This window comes from Pseudomonas sp. NFACC08-1, assembly GCF_900106735.1.
GTDB lineage: Bacteria > Pseudomonadota > Gammaproteobacteria > Pseudomonadales > Pseudomonadaceae > Aquipseudomonas > Aquipseudomonas fluorescens_Q.
This window is the reverse complement of the sequence record NZ_FNNL01000022.1, coordinates 1-18,530: the sequence shown is the minus strand read 5'-3', so window position 1 is coordinate 18,530 and position 18,530 is coordinate 1. Positions and strand designations below refer to the sequence as shown.

Here is an 18,530-nt window from a genome sequence, read left to right as displayed (position 1 = left end):
ATGCGTTGGCCGCTGGTTGGGTGGCTGCTGTGCTTGATCCCTGCGCTGGTAACAGCGCAGGACGAGCCGTTGCGCTTGGCCTTCGACGGTCAATTGCTGCGCGTGAGCCAGACCCAGGTGCTGGATCGTCAGCCGTTGCCCGATACCTTGCAGGCGCCGCTGGGCAGTCTGTGGAAGATCTTTGTCTACGCCTGGCTGGTGGACACCGACGCCCGTGAACCGGTGTATGAATGCCGGGGGGAGTCGAAGGAAGAGGTCTATTGCTGCAGTGCCGGGCAGAGCATCGGTCGCGATCAAGCCTTGGTGAAATCTTGCGGCTTGTATTTCGAACCGCAGCGGCTCGGGCTCTTGGCCTCGGATTGGCGCGCCTATTGGCAGGCCCGTCAGGCACCGGCCTGGTTATTGGACCTGTCCATGTTGCAACCCCAGACTCAGGTGCCTGTCGCCGGACTGCTCAAGACCCTGGCCACGCTGCCGGCCCAGGATCAGGCGCGGCGGGTGCTGCTGGACGTGGTGCTCAACGCGGCGGACGGGCGACTGATCGGTGAGTTGGGCAGCCGTCTGCGGGTCAAGACCTGGAGTTGGCTGGGTGATCAGGGGCCCTCGTCCCGTCAGGGCGGTTTCGCCGGTTGGCTGGCGGACGGCACTCCGGTGTGGGCCGGTGGTCGCGGCACCAGCCAGCAGGTCTTGAAGGTCTACGGCGAAGGCTTGGCGGCGGCGCTGCCATCGCGCTGGCCGGCGGAAACCGGGCGTTGCGTGGAAGTGGGCCTGTTTGCCCGTTATCCGTTGCAACGGGTAATGGCGGGCGACCGTCCTGCCTTGCCGGGCCAACTGCGCGGCGATTACCGCGTCGAATTCAGTAACGGCAATCAATTGGACATCCACAGCGATGGCGAGCTGTTCCTGATGCCCGGCAAGCTGGTGGCGCGTCTGGACCGGGAGGAATACGTCGCCCGGGTCTTGCAGCGCGAAGCCAAGGCCGAGCCTGCCGAAGCCGCCAAGGCACTGGCGGTGGCGATACGCACCTATTTGCTGCAGAACGCCCAACGCAACGGTGATTGCCTGAGCATCGACGACAGCAGCCATCGCCAGCGTGTCGCGCCACGCCCGGCGGCGCCCGAAACCCGCGCCATTGCCGCCTGGACCAGCGACCTGGTCCTGGCCGGCACCGATGTCACCTACCACTCTGACCAGCCTGGCCCGGACAAACTGTCCTGGGCACAAGCGGTGGAGCAAGCCAACGCCGGCCAACGCTACGACGCCATCCTGCTGCACGCCTACCCGCGCGCCAGCCTCAGCCGCTGGGACAACCCGGTGGCATCCTGCGAAGCGCTGCCCGCCGCCCAGGACTGGCTGCTGAAGCAACGGCGGGGCTGGCGTGAGCGGCTGGAAAGTGAAGTGGGCTACAACGAGATCAGCGCTTTTGCCGTCTGCCGCGTCGCTTTCGGCCGGCCTTATGTCGACCGCGAGCGCCAGCGCATCTACGTGCGCGGCGTGCTGTCGCTGCAAGACCGCCTCGACCTGACCCATGAATATCTGCACCTGGCCTTTGAAGCTCATCCCAATGGCCAGGACGAAAACTATATCGAAGGGCTCGCCCGTCACCTCTTGCTGGAATAGACCATGACACTCCGTTATCCACAGGTCTTGTTGTTGCTTTGCGCCTTGACCGCGTTGCCTCCGGCCATCGGCGCCGAGAACATCAAGCTCGACACGCCGGTCGGCGGTTGGCGCAACGGTGCGCCGGGCGGCGAGGATGAAAACTTCAGCCAGACCGTCAACTACCCGGCCTCGTCGGTCAATACGCCCCAGGGCCAAGCCAATACCGCTCGCATCACTGGCCAGATCCAAGGCGCGCCCAAGGGCAATGCGCCGGGCCAACTCATCGTCAACGGCGTGAGCCTGCCGTTGAAGCTCGATGAGCAAGGCCGCTTCGACCGGCCATTTTCATTCCCCAACGGCAGCAACAGTGTGGAAGTACGCAGCCCCGACGGCCAACAGCGTCACCGCACGCAATTTCTCAACACCAGCGGCGGCGCCACCCCGGCCAAGCTGCGGGTGTTGCTGACCTGGGACAGTGACGGCACTGACTTGGACCTGCACCTGGTCACCCCCGATGGTGCGCACATCTGGTACGGCGACCGTGCCGTCGCCAACGGCGCCGCCCTCGACGTCGACGTCACCACCGGCTACGGCCCGGAAATCTTCGCCATGCCGGCGCCGATCAAAGGCCAGTACCTGGTGTATGTGAACTACTACGGCGGCGGTTATCGCTATCAGGACGACGGCGAGGAAGGTGAGGGCGGTGGAGAACAAGCGCAACAAGCCCTGACCACCGCACAAGTCACAGTGATCACCGAAGAAGGCACGCCGAACGAGAAGATGGAAACCTTCGTGGTGCCGATGCGGGCGGTGGGCGAGCTGACGCTGGTCAAGAGTTTCAGTTACCCATAAGGCCATCCCCGGTCCCCTGTGGCGAGGGAGCTTGCTCCCGCTGGGCTGCGCAGCAGCCCCATCTGAAGCTGACTGCACTTTTACCTGACATACCGCGGCGCCTGCTTGGGGGGCTTCGCGCCCCAGCGGGAGCAAGCTCCCTCGCCACAAGAGCGGTCGGTGCTTGTGATCAATAAAATCTCACGCGTGAGCTATTGTGGGCTTGCGAAACTACCTGTAGTGTTTCTCACGCGTGAGTTTTTCACAGTGGGGTCAGTACCATGTCAACCAGCTCTCCATCAGATCCGCCAGACGGGTCTGTAACCGATTCAGCGAGCCGCACGGGAGAGCGCGCCAAACCCTCCGCGAAAAAGCCGTCGAGCTTCTACATGAAGCAGATGCGCGCGGGCCTGAGTGCCGCCGGGTATGTGAAACACGAGACTTGGGTGCTTCCTGAAAACCGAAGCCTGCTCAAGCAAATGGAGAAACAGCTACGCCAACCGATTCTGGCTGGCTCATTCATGTCGGAGAATTACATGAGCGCAGGTAATAACTGGAACATCGACCGCCTCTACAGCGCCCTTCAGGCCCTGGACGAAGTGGTCGCGAACGACATCACTCTCTCCCTCGTCCAAGGCTCCGAGTCCAGCATCAAGCTGGAAATGAATGATTTTGGTGGCCTGCCGATCTACATCGCGGTGGTGGGTGACCAGATCATCGTCGATACCGTCCTGGTGGACGTCGAGTCGATCAACGATGTCGCGGCATTCAATGACGCTGTGCTGCGCAGCCGGGAAATGTTCCCGCTGTCGTCCATTGGCATCGAGACCATGCCCAACGGGCAAGTCGTCTACAACATCTTCGGTGCGTTGAGCGCCGACTCCAGCCTGACCAACGTCGTGACCGAGGTCAAAACCCTCGTCGACAACGTTCAGCGCGCCAGCGAAGCCTTCGAACGCTTCTTCATTTAATTCACCGAACAGGAACTATCCAATGACTCAGTCCATCTGGAGCAAATTGTTCACCGCACTGCGTGGCGGTGCCAGCGAAGTCGGTGAATCGATCGTCGACCAACAGGCCCTGCGCATCCTCGACCAGGAAATCCGTGATGCCGACAGCGCGCTGGCCAACGCCAAGCGTGAGCTGGTCACCATCATGGCCAAGCACAAGCTGGCGACTGATCGCGTCGGCGAATACAACGCCAAGATCAAGGACCTGGAAGCCAAGGCCCTGGCCGCGATCCAGGCCAACCGCGAAGACCTGGCGCTGGAAGTGGCCGAAGCCATTTCGACCCTGACCAACGAACTGGACGCCGAGCAGAAGCACGCCACCGAATTCGGTGGTTATGCGGACAACATGCGCAAGGACATCACCAAGGCCGAAAGCCGGATCAAGAGCCTGCGCCAGCAAGTGGACATGGCCAAGGCCCGCGAAAGCGTGCAGAAGGCCCAGGTCAGTGCTTCGATCGCCAGCGGCGGCGCCAATGGCAAGCTGGAAACTGCCGTCGGTACGCTCAACCGCTTGCAGGCCAAGCAACAGCAACGTGCCGCTGAGCTGCAAGCCCAGGACGAACTGGCCGAGGCTTCGACCGGCTCCGACCTGGAGCGCAAGCTGCGCGACGCCGGCATCACGCCGAACGAAGGCAGCGCCAATGCGATCCTGGAACGCCTGAAGAAAAAATCGGCGGAGTGATCGCTGAGCGCCCCGAACCCGTGGCGAGGGAGCTTGCTCCCGCTGAGGCGCGAAGCGGCTCCAAAAAAAGGGGCCTGCTGCGCAGTCCAGCGGGAGCAAGCTCCCTCGCCACAATAATGTCCGGCGCTCCTGGATTTAATTGTGACGCAGGTACTTTTATCCAACCCCCGCAACAGGTTTAATGCTGTCCGGCCATTACGCTCGAGCCCTCAGACGCCAGAGCGATGATCCCGCCAGGAACGAAGCCCCACGGAGTCAGGGACGAATGTCGATTTTTCTTTTGTTGCGCACATACGCGTCGTCCTTCTTCCATCGGTTCGGCTGGGCGGGCCTGGCCATTGCGTTGGGCGTGCACCTGTCCACGGCCTGGATCGGCCTGGTGCTGCTGGGCGAGCAACACCTCATCGCCGCCGCCACGTTTATCTACTTCTATCTCACCACCACGCTCACCGTCGGCTATGGCGATCTGTTGCCACAGACATCCGCCGGGCGAATTTTCGTGGCGACCTGGATCATGCTCGGGGGTATTGCCCTGTTGACGACGGTCATCGGCAAAACCACCAGCAGCGTCATCGATGTATGGAGAAAAGGCATGAAGGGCAAAGGCGATTTCACCGGCAAGGTCGGCCACACGGTTCTCATCGGTTGGGAGGGCGCCTCCAGTGAGCGGGTCATTGAATTGCTGCTGCAGGACGAAACCTCCAATGACAACCTGATCGTCATCTGCGATTGCGATCTCGAAGAAAACCCCATGCCCGGCAAGACATCGTTCATCAAAGGCGACAGCCTGTCCTCCGTCGCGCTGTTGCAGCGTGCTGGCGTGCCGGGTGCCGAACGCGTGCTGGTGCGCACCCACTCCGACGACCTGACCCTGGCCACCGTGCTGGCGGTCAATCAATTGGGCCCTGCCGGGCATGTGGTCGCGCACTTCAATGACAGCGAAATCGCCGCCCTTGCCAGCGCCTATGCGCCGAGCCTGGAATGCACCTCCAGCATGGCCATCGAAATGTTGGTGCGTGCCTCCCAGGACCCGGGCTCGTCCGTGGTCATCAATGAATTGCTCTGTGTCGGCCAAGGCGCCACTCAGTACCTGATGAAACTACCCGAGGCGTTTGAAGCGACGTTCGGCGAGCTTTATGCCCGATTGAAAGAGCAGCACAACGCTACGCTGATTGGTTACCGCGCCAAGGGCGCCCGACACCCATCGATCAACCCGCCCGGCGCCACCCGCGTCGTGGGCGGGGAACTCTTCTACATCGCCTCCACGCGTCTCAAGGAAATTTCCCATGGGGTGGTTTAAACAGTTGATGGGGCTTGAGGCCCCGAACGCGAACACGAAAGCCAGCAATAACTCGCCTGTCACCGGGCCGCTGGGCCTGGCCTCCGGCAAGCAGGTCATGTTCGACTCCACGCTCAAGTTGCTGCTCGACGGCAACAGCACGGTGGTCATTCCGAGCTCCCAACAGATCTGGAGCCTGGGCATCGTCGACCTCGGGCAGTCGAACTGGCTGTCGCGCTGCTACATGAACGACGAAGACTACTGGCTGCAAGTGCACACCAGTGGCGATATCGCCGGGCAGGTCGAGTCGGTGATCCTGTTCAACTACCTCAGCTACGTCACGATCAGCAGTGAAGCGGAGTTACGTCGCCTGGCCGGCCCTGAAAGCCTGATCGGCCTGCCGACCTACACCCATGACGGCGTCGAGTACACCCGCGAATGGGGCACCGAGGCTGGCCAGACAGAACTGGTGACGTTGAGCGAGCGCGTGAGCAATCCGGATGAGTCCTACAGCGTCGAACACCGTTCGATGCTGTACGCCCGCGACACCGGCCTGACGGATCGTCGCGAGTTCCTGCTGTTCTCCGTTGAAGAGGACGCCGAAGGCACCGTCAGCTTGAGCACTTCGCTGGGTATTTCGCTGTACACCACTGACCTGAACACTCTTTGAATAAGGAACAAGTCCATGCTTGAAGCGCTCTCCATTTCCCTGAACAAAGCCGCCGTGCTTGGCTTTGTCATGTACATCCTCGGCGCCGCCGTGCTGTTCGCGCTGTTCCAGTTCATCTACACCCGCGTCACGCCGCACAAAGAGTTCGAGCTGATCCGTTCGGGCAACGTGGCTGCGGCCATCGCCCTGGGCGGTGCTGTCATCGGTTTCGCGATTCCGGCCAGCAACGTGATTGCCTATTCGATCAGCATGCTGGATTTCGTTGTCTGGGCAGTGATCGCCGCTGTCGTCCAGTTGTTGGCGTTCCTGGTGACCAGCCTGGTGCTCAAGGGCGCTTCCGCGCGGATCAGGAACGGTGAGATCGCAGCGGGTATCTATATCGCCGCCGTGGCCATCAGCGTCGGCATGTTGAACGCCGCGTGCATGACGCCTTCCACGAACTGATTGCGCTACGGAGAACCCGATGAAACGAAGCAAGTACGTCCAGCTTTCGCTGGCCGCGTCGGTCGCCATGGCGATATCCGGCTGCGGGCCGACGGAAAAAACCTACGAGTTGAAAAAGAAGTACAACTTCCAGTCCGTGCAGCAATGTGTCGATGAAAAGCTGCCGGTAGACATTTGTGCTGACGCCTACATGACTGCCATGACGGAGCATCGCCGGATTGCGCCGGTGTACGACAACCAGGCCGATTGCGATGCCGACTTCGTTCCCGATTGGTGCCAGCAGGACTCCGCCGGCAAGTTCATCCCCAAGCTGGGTGGCTTCGAACTGAGTGCCGAGGGCGAGGTTACGCAATCGGAAGTGGACGCCGCCAAGGCCCAATTGCCGGCCTCGGAAGCGATGAATACCGGTGGAGGTTTCAGCAACCTGCTGACCGGGCTGCTGATCGGCAACATGCTGAGCAGCAACCGCAACAGCTATTTCTCCGAGCCGGTCTACCGCTACCGCGATGATCGTGGCAGCTTCGGCTCCTCCACGCTCAGCCAGCGGGTGTCGACAGGCTCGACATTCACCAAGTCCAACCAGGCGCGATACGGCAGCTACACCGACTCCATCAAGTCCACCAGCAAGCCGATGTCCGTTGCCTCATCCACCTCCCGTGGCGGCTTCGGCAGCAAGTCCAGTGCCCGCAGCGGTTGGGGCGGTTCGAGCAGCTCCGGCGGTTGAGGAACCAGCGCCATGAAGAAGATCCATTGCGCAGAACGTCATGACTGGAAACAGACCGCCGAGCAGCTCGGCTTTCTGTTCCACACCATCGACGACGAACCCTATTGGGACGAAAGCGCGTACTACCAGTTCACCCTCAAGCAGATCGAGGACGACCTGGAAGACCCGACCACCGAGATCCATGATATGTGCATGGACCTCGTGGCCCGCGTGGTCCAGAGCGAAGAATTGCTGGAACGCCTGAGCATTCCCGCGCCGTTCTTCGACCTGGTGCGCACTTCATGGCTCGAAGGCCACCCACACTTGTATGGGCGCATGGATTTCTCCTACAACGGCACCGGCCCCGCCAAGCTGTTGGAGCTCAACTACGACACGCCGACCAGCCTCTATGAGGCGGCGGCGTTTCAGTGGGGCTGGCTGGAGCAATGCATCGAGCGCGGCTTGCTGCCGGCCCATGCCGACCAGTTCAACAGCATCGACACCAAGCTGCACCAGGCTTTTGCCCAGTTGCAGATCAAAGAGCCGTTTTATTTCGCCTCGATGAAAGGCTCGGTGGAAGACAAGGGCACCACGGACTACTTGCGCCTGATCGCGGAAAAAGTCGGCATTGAATCGCGGCACATCGATATCGAAGACATCGGCCTCAACAGTGACGGGCGTTTCGTTGACCTGGAAGAGCGCTGGATTGCCCACCTGTTCAAGCTGCATGCCTGGGAGTTCATCTTCCACGAGCCGTTTGGTGAAGCGATCGCCCAGTGTGATACGCAGTTTTTCGAGCCGGCCTGGAAGTCGATCATCTCCAACAAAGGCATCCTGCCGCTGCTGTGGGAGTTCAACAAAGGCCACCCGAACCTGCTCGCGGCCCACTTGGATACCGACACGAGCAAAGCGGTGCCCAAGGGCTGGGTGCGCAAGCCGTTCTTTTCCCGGGAAGGCGCCAACATCGAGCTGCAAACCGCTGATGGCCTGATCGTAAAAGAAGACGGCCCCTACACGGACGCCCCGTTCATCCTCCAGGAGTTCGCGCCACTGCCACGCTTTGGCGACAGCTACACCCTGATCGGCTCCTGGGTCATCGGCGACCAGGCCGCCGGCATTGGCGTGCGGGAAGACAACAGTTTGATCACCAAGGATTCCAGCCGGTTCCTGCCGCACCTGATCCTTGACTGAGCGATGCCCCCGCTTTTGTGGCGAGGGAGCTTGCTCCCGCTGGGGCGCGTAGCGGCCCCAAATCCAAGCACCGCGCAGTATCAGACAGATTGCATAGGCTTTCAGAGGGGGGCGCTGCGCACTGGAGCGCCAGCCCGGCCCAGCGGGAGCAAGCTCCCTCGCCACAGGAACTTTGTGCTCCCACAGGGTCAGGAGTTCGCCGCAGGCTTTTTCAGGTCCACCAGTACCGCACCAAATGAAAGAAGATCGGCGCGGCGAAGCACACCGAGTCCAACCGGTCGAGCATGCCGCCGTGGCCTTCGATCATGTGGCCCCAGTCTTTCACGCCGCGGTCGCGCTTGATCGCCGACATGACGATGCCGCCGGCAAAGCCCAACAGGTTGATCAGCAAGGCGATGAGGAACGACTGCCACGGATTGAACGGCGTGATCCACCACAGCGCGCCACCGATCAGCGAGGCCAGGAAAATGCCGCCGACAAACCCCTCCACGGTTTTCGAGGGCGACAGGTTCGGTGCGATCTTGTGTTTGCCGAACAGCTTGCCGCACACGTACTGCAACACGTCCGAGAGCTGCACCACGATCACCAGGTAGGCGATCAGCAACAGGTTGCGCCCTTCGAAACCGGCGATGTCCAGCGTCAGCAGGGCCGGGACGAAGGAGATGCAGAACACCGCGATCATCAAGCCCCACTGGACCTTGGAAGCGCGCTCCAAAAAGTGCGTGCTGTCGCCGCCCAGGGACGCCAGGATCGGCAGCAGCAGGAACACATACACCGGGATAAAGATCGAAAACAGCCCGTACCAGTCGTAGTAGATCAACAGGTACTGCAGCGGCAGCGCCAGGTAGAACGCGGCCACCAATGCTGGATAATCGCTGCGCCGGGTCGGTGTCAGGGTCAGGAATTCCCGCAGGGCGTAGAACGACACCGCGTAGAACAACAGGATCACTGCGGCGTTGCCGAGCCAGAACGCGATGCCGATCACCAGCACCATGATCCACCAGGCGTTGATCCGCGCGTTGAGGTTGTCGATGACGGAGTTCGGCGCGCCGCGGGTTTTCAGCTTGAGAATGAAACCGATCAACGAAGCCAGCACCAGAATGGCGCCGATCCCGCCAAACAACATCAGGGTATATCGATCCATGTCAGACGTGCTCCGGGGCCAGTGCCAGCAGCGCGGCGCGGCTGCGTTCAAGAAATTGCTCTTTGCTTTCATCTTCTTCGATGCACAGCGGCGCGCCGAAACTGGTGGTGCATAACAGCGGCAGCGGTAGTACCCGGCCCTTGGGCATGACGCGGTTGAGGTTGGCGATCCACACCGGGATCACCTCGACCTCGGGGTGTTTTTTCATCAAGTGATAGATCCCGCTCTTGAAGGGCAACAGGCCTTCCTCCGGATTGCGTGTGCCTTCCGGAAAGATGATCAGTGAGTCGCCGTTTTCCAGCGCATCGAGCATCGGCTGCAATGGGCTGTAGGAAGGATCCTTGCGTTCGCGGTCCACCAGCACACCGTTGAACACCCGGTTGATGATGTAGCGACGCACCGGGCTGGTTTGCCAATAATCGGCCCCCGCCACCGGGCGGGTGAGCTTGCGCAGCGCCGGCGGCAGCGAGGCCCAGAGCAACACGAAGTCACCGTGGCTGCTGTGGTTGGCGAAGTAGATCCGCTGCACCGGCGTCGGCGCGCAGCCGAGCCACAGGCTGCGAGCGCCCGTGACCATGCGGGCGGCGGAGGTGATGAGGTTGGCGACCACGGGTTCGAACATGAAGATTCCTTGTCCTGAGAAGCTCGGGTAGTGACGCAATCGTTAACAGCTGACCATTAACTGTGGCGAGGGAGCTTGCTCCCGCTGGGCTGCGCAGCAGCCCCCAAGAGGCTGAACACAATTCATCTGATACACCACAGTGCCTGGTTTTGGGGCTGCTTTGCAGCCCAGCGGGAGCAAGCTCCCTCGCCACCAAAACTATCTAGATACTTGAAGCTAACCAGGGGCTGGCCAGGATGAAGCCCAGCACCAGGACGACTTGTACGGCCAATAATCGTGACTGTCGACGCAGCAGCAACAACGCGCCATGCCGGCGTTCGGTCCAGAGACGCCCTGCACGTGCGGCCGGTTGCAGGCCCAGGGAGGTGAGGGCTTGATCCAAGGTATAGGTGCGCTCGGCCAGGGACTGGGTGCTGTCAGCCATGCGCTGGAACAGATCGGCATCGAATGCCACGCGCAGCGCCCAGTATTTTTCCAGCATGCCGAGCACCAGTAGCGCCGCACTCAACAGCAGCAACCACGGATCGATGACGCCCACCCACCATTGCCCCAACCCCAGCAGCGCCCCAAGCAGCGTCAACCCGGTGGAAAACTGGTCCAGCGAATGCCCTCGGCGCAACAGGCTCGCCACGGTGTGGAGCTCCATATCAGTGATCATGGACATTCCCCTGTGCTGTGGATAACTGCTCCAGCGCGCGGCGGTGTGCCGCGTGCAAGACGATACGCGGTCGAGCGCGCTGGATTTGCACGATCGCCGCATCAACGCTCGCTGCCCGCCCGCTGTGCAACAACCAGGCAACCACCGCCGTGGCGCTGCGCGAATAACCCAGGGCGCAGCAGACCAGCACCGGCCCTTGCTGGCGCAGGCTTTCGATGGCCTCTGCCGCTTTCAGGCATTGCTCGGCGGTCGGCGCTGTCAGGTCGAGCACTGGCAATGAGCGATAGGCGACGCCGCTGCTGTCCATGGACAGTTCCGCGCAGAGATCGAGCACCCCGCTAAACGCACTGTCTTTCAGCTCCATCGGCGTGGGGATTCGTCCCAGCCAGACGTTATCCGCTATCAGGTCCGGTTGCGGATGCTTGCGCGTCCAGCCGCGCGAATTGATCCACGCCGCCGCCAGGTAAGGCGCCAGCAACCAACGCGCTGCCGGGCTCAAACGACCATCGGCACGCTTCTGGAAACCGTCGGCACCGAACACCAGGTAATTCAGCGCCACCATGAGCACCGCGACCGCCGGCCAGATCAGCCAGAGCCACGCGCCGCCGAAGGCAAACGCCGGGATAAACAGCGCCGCCGCGCCCAGGCCATAACGCAAGGCCAAGCCTCGGCGGGCAGGATCCGTCGCCAGTCGCGCACTCAGCAGCGGACTCGGACGGTCCAGCGGCCACAGCCAGACACACAGCCAACCGGCCAACGCGCCCGTGGGCAGGTCAATGAAGTGATGTTGATAAGTGGTCAGCACCGACACGCCGATCAACGCGAACCAACCGTGCATCACCCAGCGCCAGAAGCCCTGCAGATGCCGCTGATAGCAGACCCACAGCACCACCAGCAACGCGATGTGCAGCGACGGCGCCTGATTGAACGGCTTGTCGAAACCCGCCAGCACTTCGAACAACCAACCAAACACCCCGTCCATTTCCGGGCGGGGGAAAGTGAAGCGCAACGGCCAGAGCAAAAAGCAACTGACCGCAATCACCTGCGCCGTCAGCAGGCGCAAGGCGTGGCGCTTGAGTTCTTCGCGGCTGGTGGGCAATAGCAAGGACAGGCCGTACAACAGATCGATCGACCAGTAAGGCACGATGGTCCAGGCCATGAACGGCATGTGGCTTTCCCAGGCGAACACCAACGTGCCGACATCGTCACGCTGGGAGGTGACCCAGGTGGCGAAGCCGTAGGTGGTGAAGAACAGCGGCGCCAACAACAGCAACCACAGCACCGCCGGTTTCAGCAGTGCGGGCTCGCGGGCCGGCGCGATGACGGCGCTCATTACTGCACTCGCTGGGCCAGCGAAACGCTGAAAATGCCCCATTCATCGACCCGCAGGGTGATCTTGCGAAAGCCCGCCGCCTCAACCAATTGATCCATTTCCGCCTGGGTGCGTCGACGCATCACCCAGGCTTGCCCGGCGCGGTGGCTGGTGAGGGCGCGGGCGATCAGTTCCAGTTGCGGGTGCCATGGCTGGCCGGTGTAGACCAGGAAACCGCCAGGCTCCACGGCTTCGGCCAGGCCGGCGAGGGAGCCGCCGACCAGTTGGTTGTCGGCAAACAGCTCGTACAGGCCCGACACCACGGTGAGGGTTGGTTTCGGTTCCAGCGCCGCCAGATCCTGGCGGTCGAAGGCATCGCCCTTGACGAATCGGGCGATGTCGCCCAAGCCTTTTTCCACGATCAGCGCGCTGCCATCGCGCACGTTGATGTCGCTGTAGTCGCGCAGCAGGATCGACTCGGGCAACGGGCTGACGCCTTGCAGCGCTTCGAGAATGTAGCGGCCATGGCCGGCGGCGATGTCGACGATGCGCACCTCGCGGTCTTGCGCACGCAACTCGCCCATCGCCAGGCGCAGCAGCTCCTCGACGTGCAGCTTGCGCTGACGAATGCCGCGCCAGCCGATGGAGTTCAGGTAATTCTGGTCAATCATCTTGCCCAGCGCCGAGGTGCCGGTGGGGCGGTTGCGGTAGACGTAATCCAGAGTACTGCCAGAGTCGAACCCAGTGTCGAAACCCAGCTTCACCCCGGCGGACAACTTGCTGCCAAAGCGCATGCTGGCGCGGGTCATGCGCCAGTAGAGGTCGCGCAGCGAGTTGTGCGGCAGCGGCGTGGCCAGGGTTTCGGCTTCGGCGCAGGTCGCGCCCAGGCGATCGGCGTCGAGCAGGGAAGGGCGGTCCAGCGCTCGGGCAAAATTTTGCAGGATGAAGCGGCGCGCACTGGCAATGGCCGGCGCGCGGTTCTTCTCGCCGAGGGTGTCGTGGAAGAACCCCGGCAGAATGTGTTTCTCCTTGTGCAAACTGCCCAGGCGCTCGAAGAACTGCTCCTGGGGTTTGCGGTGCACCACGAAGTCCGAGCCGGAGATCAACAGCTGCGTCGGCACCTGGATCGCCTGGGCATCGGCCACCACGCGGTCGGCGGCTTCGTACAGGCCCAGCAGCACGTTCACCGAAATGGCCTTGGTGATCAATGGATCGCTGTCGTAGGACGCCACCCGCTCCGGGTCATGGCTGAGGAATTTCGCCTTGACGTAACTGTTGACGAAAAAGTTGCCGCGAAACTTGCGCATCAACGCCAGGCCCGGACGAGCGAAGGGCACGTAGAGCTTGACCTTGAATGCCGGCGAGGCCAGCACCAGCGAGCGAATGCGCGGCGCGTAGTCGTGGACCCAAGTCGACGCGATCACCGCGCCGACGCTTTGCGCCACTACCGCGATGTTCGCCTCGTCGATCTGGTGCGTGGCGCCGATGTGATCGCAGAAGGTCTGCACATCCCGCGCACTGGTGGCAAAACTCGGGCTGTCGCCCCGTTCGCCCGGCGACTGGCCATGGCCACGGGCGTCCCAGGCAAAGAAGTCGAACCCTGGCAAGTCCAGTTCATCCACCAGGTGCGCAATGCGCCCGGAGTGTTCATGACCGCGATGAAACAACAACACAGCCTGGCGGGGTTCACCCGCTGCCGCGTCGACAGCCGGCCAGTGCCGGTAGAACAACTCCACGCCATCGTGGGTAGTGAACGTCAGTTCCTGGGCTTCGCGCATTGCAAGTTCCTTTATGCTGAGGGAGCGTTTTCCTTCACTTGGCCCAGGCCATGACGGACCCGGTTGACCAAGGTATACACCAGCAGGGCGGCAACCACCGCCATCACACCATCGACCCAGAGTGCCCCGAGCCAACCCAGGGCAATGCCGGTTGCCAACACGCCCAACACAAAGGCGCGATCACTCTTGCCCATCGGCCCGTCATACCGCCGCGAAGCTCCCACCATGGCCCCCAAGACGCCTGCGTATTCGCTGAACAACGCCAACAGCGTGACCAGCAACACGAGCAACAGACTGGCATCGGGAATCAGGGCAAAAGGCAGGATCAAGGCAGCGTCGGCGATGATATCGCATAGCTCATTGAGGTAGGCGCCCAGATGCGATTGCTGGCCAAACTCCCGCGCCAACATGCCATCCACGGCATTCAACGCCATGCGCAGGAACATCCAGATCGGCACAAGCACGAAGATCCACGGATGGTCGGCAAACCAGGCGATGACCGCACCGACCAATACCGAAACGATGCCGGCGAGCACCGTGACCTGGTTGGCGGTGACACCGTTGTTGTAGAGGCGTTGAACCATGGGGCGCAGCAGGTTTTGAAAGGCGGGCTTGAGTTGGTAGATGGAGGGCATCGGGGTGAGATCTCGGCCGGTTGCGGGGCTGGGCTTATACAGGTGCGAGATTACGATAGGTTGAGGGGTTGCTGGCGGGTATTTCTCGAGAATGCGCGCGGGTAGGCATCTAAAACGCAATTTGCGGGTGTAAACCCTGGTGTGAGCGGGCTCAACCAATAAAGACCGGCCTACGCCAACCCCCGTGGCGAGGGAGCTTGCTCCCGCTGGGCTGCGCAGCAGCCCCCAAAGAAGACAACTCAATTTGCCTGGCCCACCGAGTCATGGGATCCAGGGCTGCTGCGCAGCCCAACGGGAGCAAGCTCCCTCGCCACAGGAGTGGTGGTGTGTCAGTTAAGGATCAAACGACGAAAATCCTGTGGAGTGAGCTTGCTCGCGATAGCGGTGGGCCAGGCAACGTCAATGCCGGTTGAGCCACTGCTGCGGTTCTTAGGTCGCATTGGTCAGTGTCGCTGTGCTGATTTATACTGAACCCGGCATGAGCACGGTTTGTATTATAAATATTATATTAAACAATAAGTTATGTTGTTTTGTGGGTTAGGTGAAGTCTGGGAGGTACACCGTGGTTATCGAAGAGCGGCTTAAAAGATCTATCGCCCTGCGCAAGGACGATGTGTTTCTGCGCTCCGAATTTTCCGACTTCGGCAGCCCCGCACAGGTATCCCGAGCATTGCGTCATTTGGTTGCCAACGGTGTATTGGTCAAACTCGGTGTGGGTGTTTTCGCGAAAGCCAAGGCCAGCGTTCTTACGGGCAAGCCGATTCCGGTCCGTCCACTGGAAATCCTGGCGCCTCTGGTTCTACAAAAGCTCGGCGTGAAGATTACGGCTGGCCGCGCCGTGCGTGATTACAATGCCGGCGACAGTTTGCAGCTCCCTGCCGGTATCGTTTTCGACACAGGCTCACGGCGCATTAACCGAAAACTCGGCTTTGGTGGTCGTTACGTTATCTATGAAAACCATCACGCCTGAGCAGGTCGAGTTAATTGATGCGGTGTTGGCGCCAACCCCTGTGGCGAGGGAGCTTGCTCCCGCTGGGCTGCGCAGCAGCCCCAAAGGCATCAGCGCCATTTACCTGGCTCACCGAGTTGTTGGAGCCCAGGGCTGCTGCGCACCCCAGCGGGAGCAAGCTCCCTCGCCACAGGAACGGTGGTGTGTCAGTTAAGGATCAAACGACGAAAATCCTGTGGAGTGAGCTTGCTCGCGATAGCGGTGGGCCAGAACAGGTCAGCAGCCTGCTAGCCTCCTATCCTCCCTCCAGGACCGCATACATAAGGAGTGTTTCAAATGCCGCGAGTGGATTGGCTCGATAGCCACATGGAGAAATGCGACCAGATGGCCGAATGGCTTTATCGGGAATTCAATCATGAGTATGCCGAGCAATCCCTCGACAGTTGGCAGCAGGAGTTCGCGGCGGGGCAGCGTGATGGGCGTTGGAAGTGCCTGATCGCCACGGAGCACGACCAGTTGCTCGGTGGCGCTTCACTGGCCAGCAACGACCTGCCTGACCGGCCAGAGTTGGGCCCGTGGCTGGCGTGTGTGTTCATCACTCCCGAGGCTCGACGCAGAGGGCTTGCAGCTCAGTTGATCGAAGGCATCTGCAGTCATGCGCGAGAGGCTGGAATCATCACCTTGTTCCTGCACACCCACAGCCAGCGTGATTACTACGCCAGGCTCGGCTGGGAGGTGTTGGAGCGTTTCGAGGCTTGGGGCAAAGAGCAATGGCTTATGTCACGACAGTTATAGCCGCCGCCGGGAGTTGCACGCCTAACGTTTAAATTTAGCGAATCGCCCTACGTCCACCGCTTCTTTCACTGACTTAATTCCTCAGCCATCGTCGGCAAAGTCTCGCGTTCGTCCCTGTCCCGCGAGACTCCCGCATGTTTGCCCCTGACAAACTCCTGGCTTTGAACAACACCATCGGCTCTTTGGTGGTGGCGGCCATGGACCCCGATCAGCCGGATGTCGAAGCGGTACTGGCGGACTTCCGCGCCTGCCTCAACGACTACGACGCCTGGGCTGAAAGCTTTTGGGCCGGCTGGGCGCTGGATCTTGAACAAGTGTTCAATGTCGGCAACGAGGTGTCCCTGGCGGCGCCGAAGAATCTTGATCAACCCATCAGTGCCACGGTGGCCGCATGTCCGGCGAGTGGTCCGCTGACGTTGGTGCACATGTTCCAGGCGGCGCGCTTTGTGCCGATTGGCGACACCCCGGTGATGCTGGAACCCGTCACCGGAGGCGAGCCCGGGAAGGAAACGTTCGGCGAGCCGGTGCATCACGTTATCGGCCCCAGCGGCATCCTGGAAATCCCCGAATGCTGGCGTGGCGGGCGCTACCGCATCACTTTTTTCCCCCATGTGACGGCCGATCACGTCAAGGCGCTGTATGCGTCCTATCAAGGGGTGATGGACGAACTTGAGGGGTGGCTGAAGGCCGAGTGGGACGAGTTTCAATCCCTGTGGGCGGCGTTTTCCGACGCCGGGTTTCGCGAACGTTATGACCTGGTGCAGCAGGCCGATTGGCGCGGTTTTGAAAACGCCCTGCATCAGCTATGGGATGACGTTAAACAGGTTTTCCAGCTGTTGGCCGATCTGCAGGCCAACAGCGAAAAGCTCCTGGAGTATCTGACCCAGGTAGAACTTGAGCAGTTACTGAGCGCTTCATCCGAGGCCATCGCCAAAGGACTGATGGTGTTGAGTGACGAGCCGCTGCTCTTCGTCCACATGGCGGCGTTCGTCAGCTGGCTGCGGATGTTGCCGCCCCAATACATGGCTGAAGTCACGGGCGAGATGCGCGCCTCGGTGCTGATCAATTTCCTGTTGATACGGTTGACCGGCGCCCTGGGCATGGGCGTGCGGATGAGCGGCAAAGTGCTCCGTCAGCTCCGCTCGGAGCGGGCTCGCGAGTGGTTGAGCGCATCAGGGCTGAGGCTGGCCCAACGCCCTGCCGATCGGCTCAACCGGCATGCCGATGTGCTCAAACCGTTGGTGGTCAGCGCCCAGCGTGCGCCATTGAAGCCGACGCCTGTCGGACCTCTGCACATCACCCCCGAGCACTTCCCACCCTTGGCGGTCAGCAATCCGGCCGCTGTGGCGCGGGAAAAATCCCACGGTTCAACCCGGCTAAGCAAACACGAACCCCACGACGACGCCCCCGCCCAGTCGAAAAACCCCAACGGCGACAGCGCCGACACCGCCGCCCAGACCCAGACCAGCGGCTGCCCGGTGTCGATGGTCACCGGCGAAGAACTGCTGACCCTCGACGATGGCACCCTCGATGGCCGCTTGCCGTTTGTCTTCACCCGTTTGTACCGCACCAGCGCCGCAGACCTGGACGTCGGCCTCGGGCGCGGCTGGAGCCATGCCCTGGCCCATCGCTTGGAGCTTGAGGGCGAGCAGGTCACCTGGGTCGACCAGGAAAACCGCCGCACGACGTTTCCCCTGCCCAACGCCCAGCGTCCGGCCATCCACAACAGCCTGGCCCGCGCGGCGATCTACCTGGGGGCCGAGCCGGACGAACTGATCGTCGCCCAGCCCGGGGAAAACGCCCCGTTTCTGCACTTTCGCGACGGTCACCTGACCGCCCTCAGCGACCGCTACGACAACCGTCTGACGCTGCAGCGCAACATCCATGGCGACATCAGCCGCCTGGACAACGGCGCCGGGCGCGCCCTGCGCCTGCGTTACGAGCAGCGCCACCTGATCGCCGTCGACTACCAGAGCTTCCATCCCGCCATCACCCTCGACGAAGCCTGGCGGACCGAACAGACGCTGATGTCCTACCGCTACGACGGACGTTTCCGACTGATCGAAGCGACCAATGCCGCCGGTGAAAGCGAACGCTACGACTACGACGACCAGCACGTCATCCTCCAGCGGCAACTGGCCGGCGGGGCGAGTTTCTACTGGGAGTGGCAAGGGGCTGGGCGGGCGGCGCGCTGCGTACGGCACTGGGCTTCGTTTGCGCAAATG

18 protein-coding genes are annotated in these 18,530 nt (G+C 61.7%); 12 read left to right on the top strand and 6 right to left on the bottom strand.

What is annotated here, in order from left to right; translation table 11 throughout:
* From BLU76_RS28775 to BLU76_RS28735, 9 genes are all read left to right on the top strand, one after another.
* The gene (locus BLU76_RS28775) at window positions 1-1,620 is read left to right on the top strand and encodes a DUF2300 domain-containing protein (protein ID WP_092225513.1); all 1,620 of its coding nucleotides are present in this window, start codon (window positions 1-3) and stop codon (window positions 1,618-1,620) included.
* Window positions 1,621-1,623: 3 nt separating this feature from the next.
* Window positions 1,624-2,454: a YfaP family protein gene (locus BLU76_RS28770; RefSeq protein ID WP_063324182.1), complete on the top strand. Its 831-nt coding sequence runs from the start codon at window positions 1,624-1,626 to the stop codon at window positions 2,452-2,454.
* Window positions 2,455-2,822: 368 nt separating this feature from the next.
* Entirely contained in the window at window positions 2,823-3,404 is a 582-nt protein-coding gene (locus tag BLU76_RS28765; protein ID WP_086936714.1) for a YjfI family protein, read from the top strand.
* Window positions 3,405-3,426: 22 nt separating this feature from the next.
* Window positions 3,427-4,125: a PspA/IM30 family protein gene (locus BLU76_RS28760; protein WP_003205987.1), complete on the top strand. Its 699-nt coding sequence runs from the start codon at window positions 3,427-3,429 to the stop codon at window positions 4,123-4,125.
* Between the two features lie 265 nt (window positions 4,126-4,390).
* Window positions 4,391-5,425, top strand: a complete 1,035-nt coding sequence (locus BLU76_RS28755) for an ion channel (RefSeq protein WP_092149766.1) — start codon at window positions 4,391-4,393, stop codon at window positions 5,423-5,425.
* The gene (locus tag BLU76_RS28750) at window positions 5,412-6,074 is read left to right on the top strand and encodes a DUF2491 family protein (protein ID WP_092225511.1); all 663 of its coding nucleotides are present in this window, start codon (window positions 5,412-5,414) and stop codon (window positions 6,072-6,074) included. Before BLU76_RS28755 ends, BLU76_RS28750 begins: the two co-directional genes overlap by 14 nt.
* A gap of 15 nt (window positions 6,075-6,089) precedes the next feature.
* Complete coding sequence (locus tag BLU76_RS28745) at window positions 6,090-6,518, top strand: DUF350 domain-containing protein (protein WP_063324186.1); 429 nt, start codon at window positions 6,090-6,092, stop codon at window positions 6,516-6,518.
* Window positions 6,519-6,537: 19 nt separating this feature from the next.
* Window positions 6,538-7,242 (top strand): DUF1190 domain-containing protein, encoded by a 705-nt coding sequence (locus BLU76_RS28740; protein WP_092225509.1) that lies wholly within the window; start codon window positions 6,538-6,540, stop codon window positions 7,240-7,242.
* Window positions 7,243-7,254: 12 nt separating this feature from the next.
* Window positions 7,255-8,412 carry a glutathionylspermidine synthase family protein gene (locus tag BLU76_RS28735; RefSeq protein ID WP_092149777.1) on the top strand — a complete coding sequence of 386 codons (1,158 nt, stop codon included), beginning with the start codon at window positions 7,255-7,257 and terminating at the stop codon, window positions 8,410-8,412.
* 211 nt (window positions 8,413-8,623) lie between these two features.
* Here the strand turns inward: BLU76_RS28735 and BLU76_RS28730 are convergent, their stop codons facing one another.
* The 6 genes from BLU76_RS28730 to BLU76_RS28705 all read right to left on the bottom strand — a co-directional run bounded on the left by BLU76_RS28730 (window position 8,624) and on the right by BLU76_RS28705 (window position 14,561).
* Complete coding sequence (locus tag BLU76_RS28730) at window positions 8,624-9,556, bottom strand: phosphatidate cytidylyltransferase (protein ID WP_063324189.1); 933 nt, start codon at window positions 9,554-9,556, stop codon at window positions 8,624-8,626.
* Between the two features lies 1 nt (window position 9,557).
* Window positions 9,558-10,178, bottom strand: coding sequence for a lysophospholipid acyltransferase family protein (locus BLU76_RS28725; protein ID WP_063324190.1), 621 nt, complete (start codon window positions 10,176-10,178; stop codon window positions 9,558-9,560).
* 202 nt (window positions 10,179-10,380) lie between these two features.
* Window positions 10,381-10,836, bottom strand: coding sequence for a hypothetical protein (locus tag BLU76_RS28720; RefSeq protein WP_092149783.1), 456 nt, complete (start codon window positions 10,834-10,836; stop codon window positions 10,381-10,383).
* Window positions 10,826-12,169, bottom strand: a complete 1,344-nt coding sequence (locus tag BLU76_RS28715) for a phosphatase PAP2/dual specificity phosphatase family protein (RefSeq protein WP_092225507.1) — start codon at window positions 12,167-12,169, stop codon at window positions 10,826-10,828. Before BLU76_RS28715 ends, BLU76_RS28720 begins: the two co-directional genes overlap by 11 nt.
* Window positions 12,169-13,926 carry a bifunctional alpha/beta hydrolase/class I SAM-dependent methyltransferase gene (locus BLU76_RS28710; RefSeq protein ID WP_092225505.1) on the bottom strand — a complete coding sequence of 586 codons (1,758 nt, stop codon included), beginning with the start codon at window positions 13,924-13,926 and terminating at the stop codon, window positions 12,169-12,171. Before BLU76_RS28710 ends, BLU76_RS28715 begins: the two co-directional genes overlap by 1 nt.
* An 11-nt stretch (window positions 13,927-13,937) precedes the next feature.
* Entirely contained in the window at window positions 13,938-14,561 is a 624-nt protein-coding gene (locus BLU76_RS28705) for a CDP-alcohol phosphatidyltransferase family protein (protein WP_092225503.1), read from the bottom strand.
* 562 nt (window positions 14,562-15,123) lie between these two features.
* On the opposite strand from BLU76_RS28705, the gene BLU76_RS28700 reads away from it, so the two are divergent.
* From BLU76_RS28700 to BLU76_RS28690, 3 genes are all read left to right on the top strand, one after another.
* Window positions 15,124-15,531 (top strand): DUF6088 family protein, encoded by a 408-nt coding sequence (locus BLU76_RS28700; RefSeq protein WP_092225501.1) that lies wholly within the window; start codon window positions 15,124-15,126, stop codon window positions 15,529-15,531.
* 315 nt (window positions 15,532-15,846) lie between these two features.
* On the top strand, window positions 15,847-16,305 hold the full coding sequence (locus tag BLU76_RS28695; RefSeq protein WP_092225499.1) for a GNAT family N-acetyltransferase: 459 nt from the start codon (window positions 15,847-15,849) through the stop codon (window positions 16,303-16,305).
* A 134-nt stretch (window positions 16,306-16,439) separates the two neighbouring features.
* The coding region (locus BLU76_RS28690) for a YD repeat-containing protein (protein ID WP_256572713.1) at window positions 16,440-18,530 on the top strand (2,091 nt) is incomplete at its 3' end.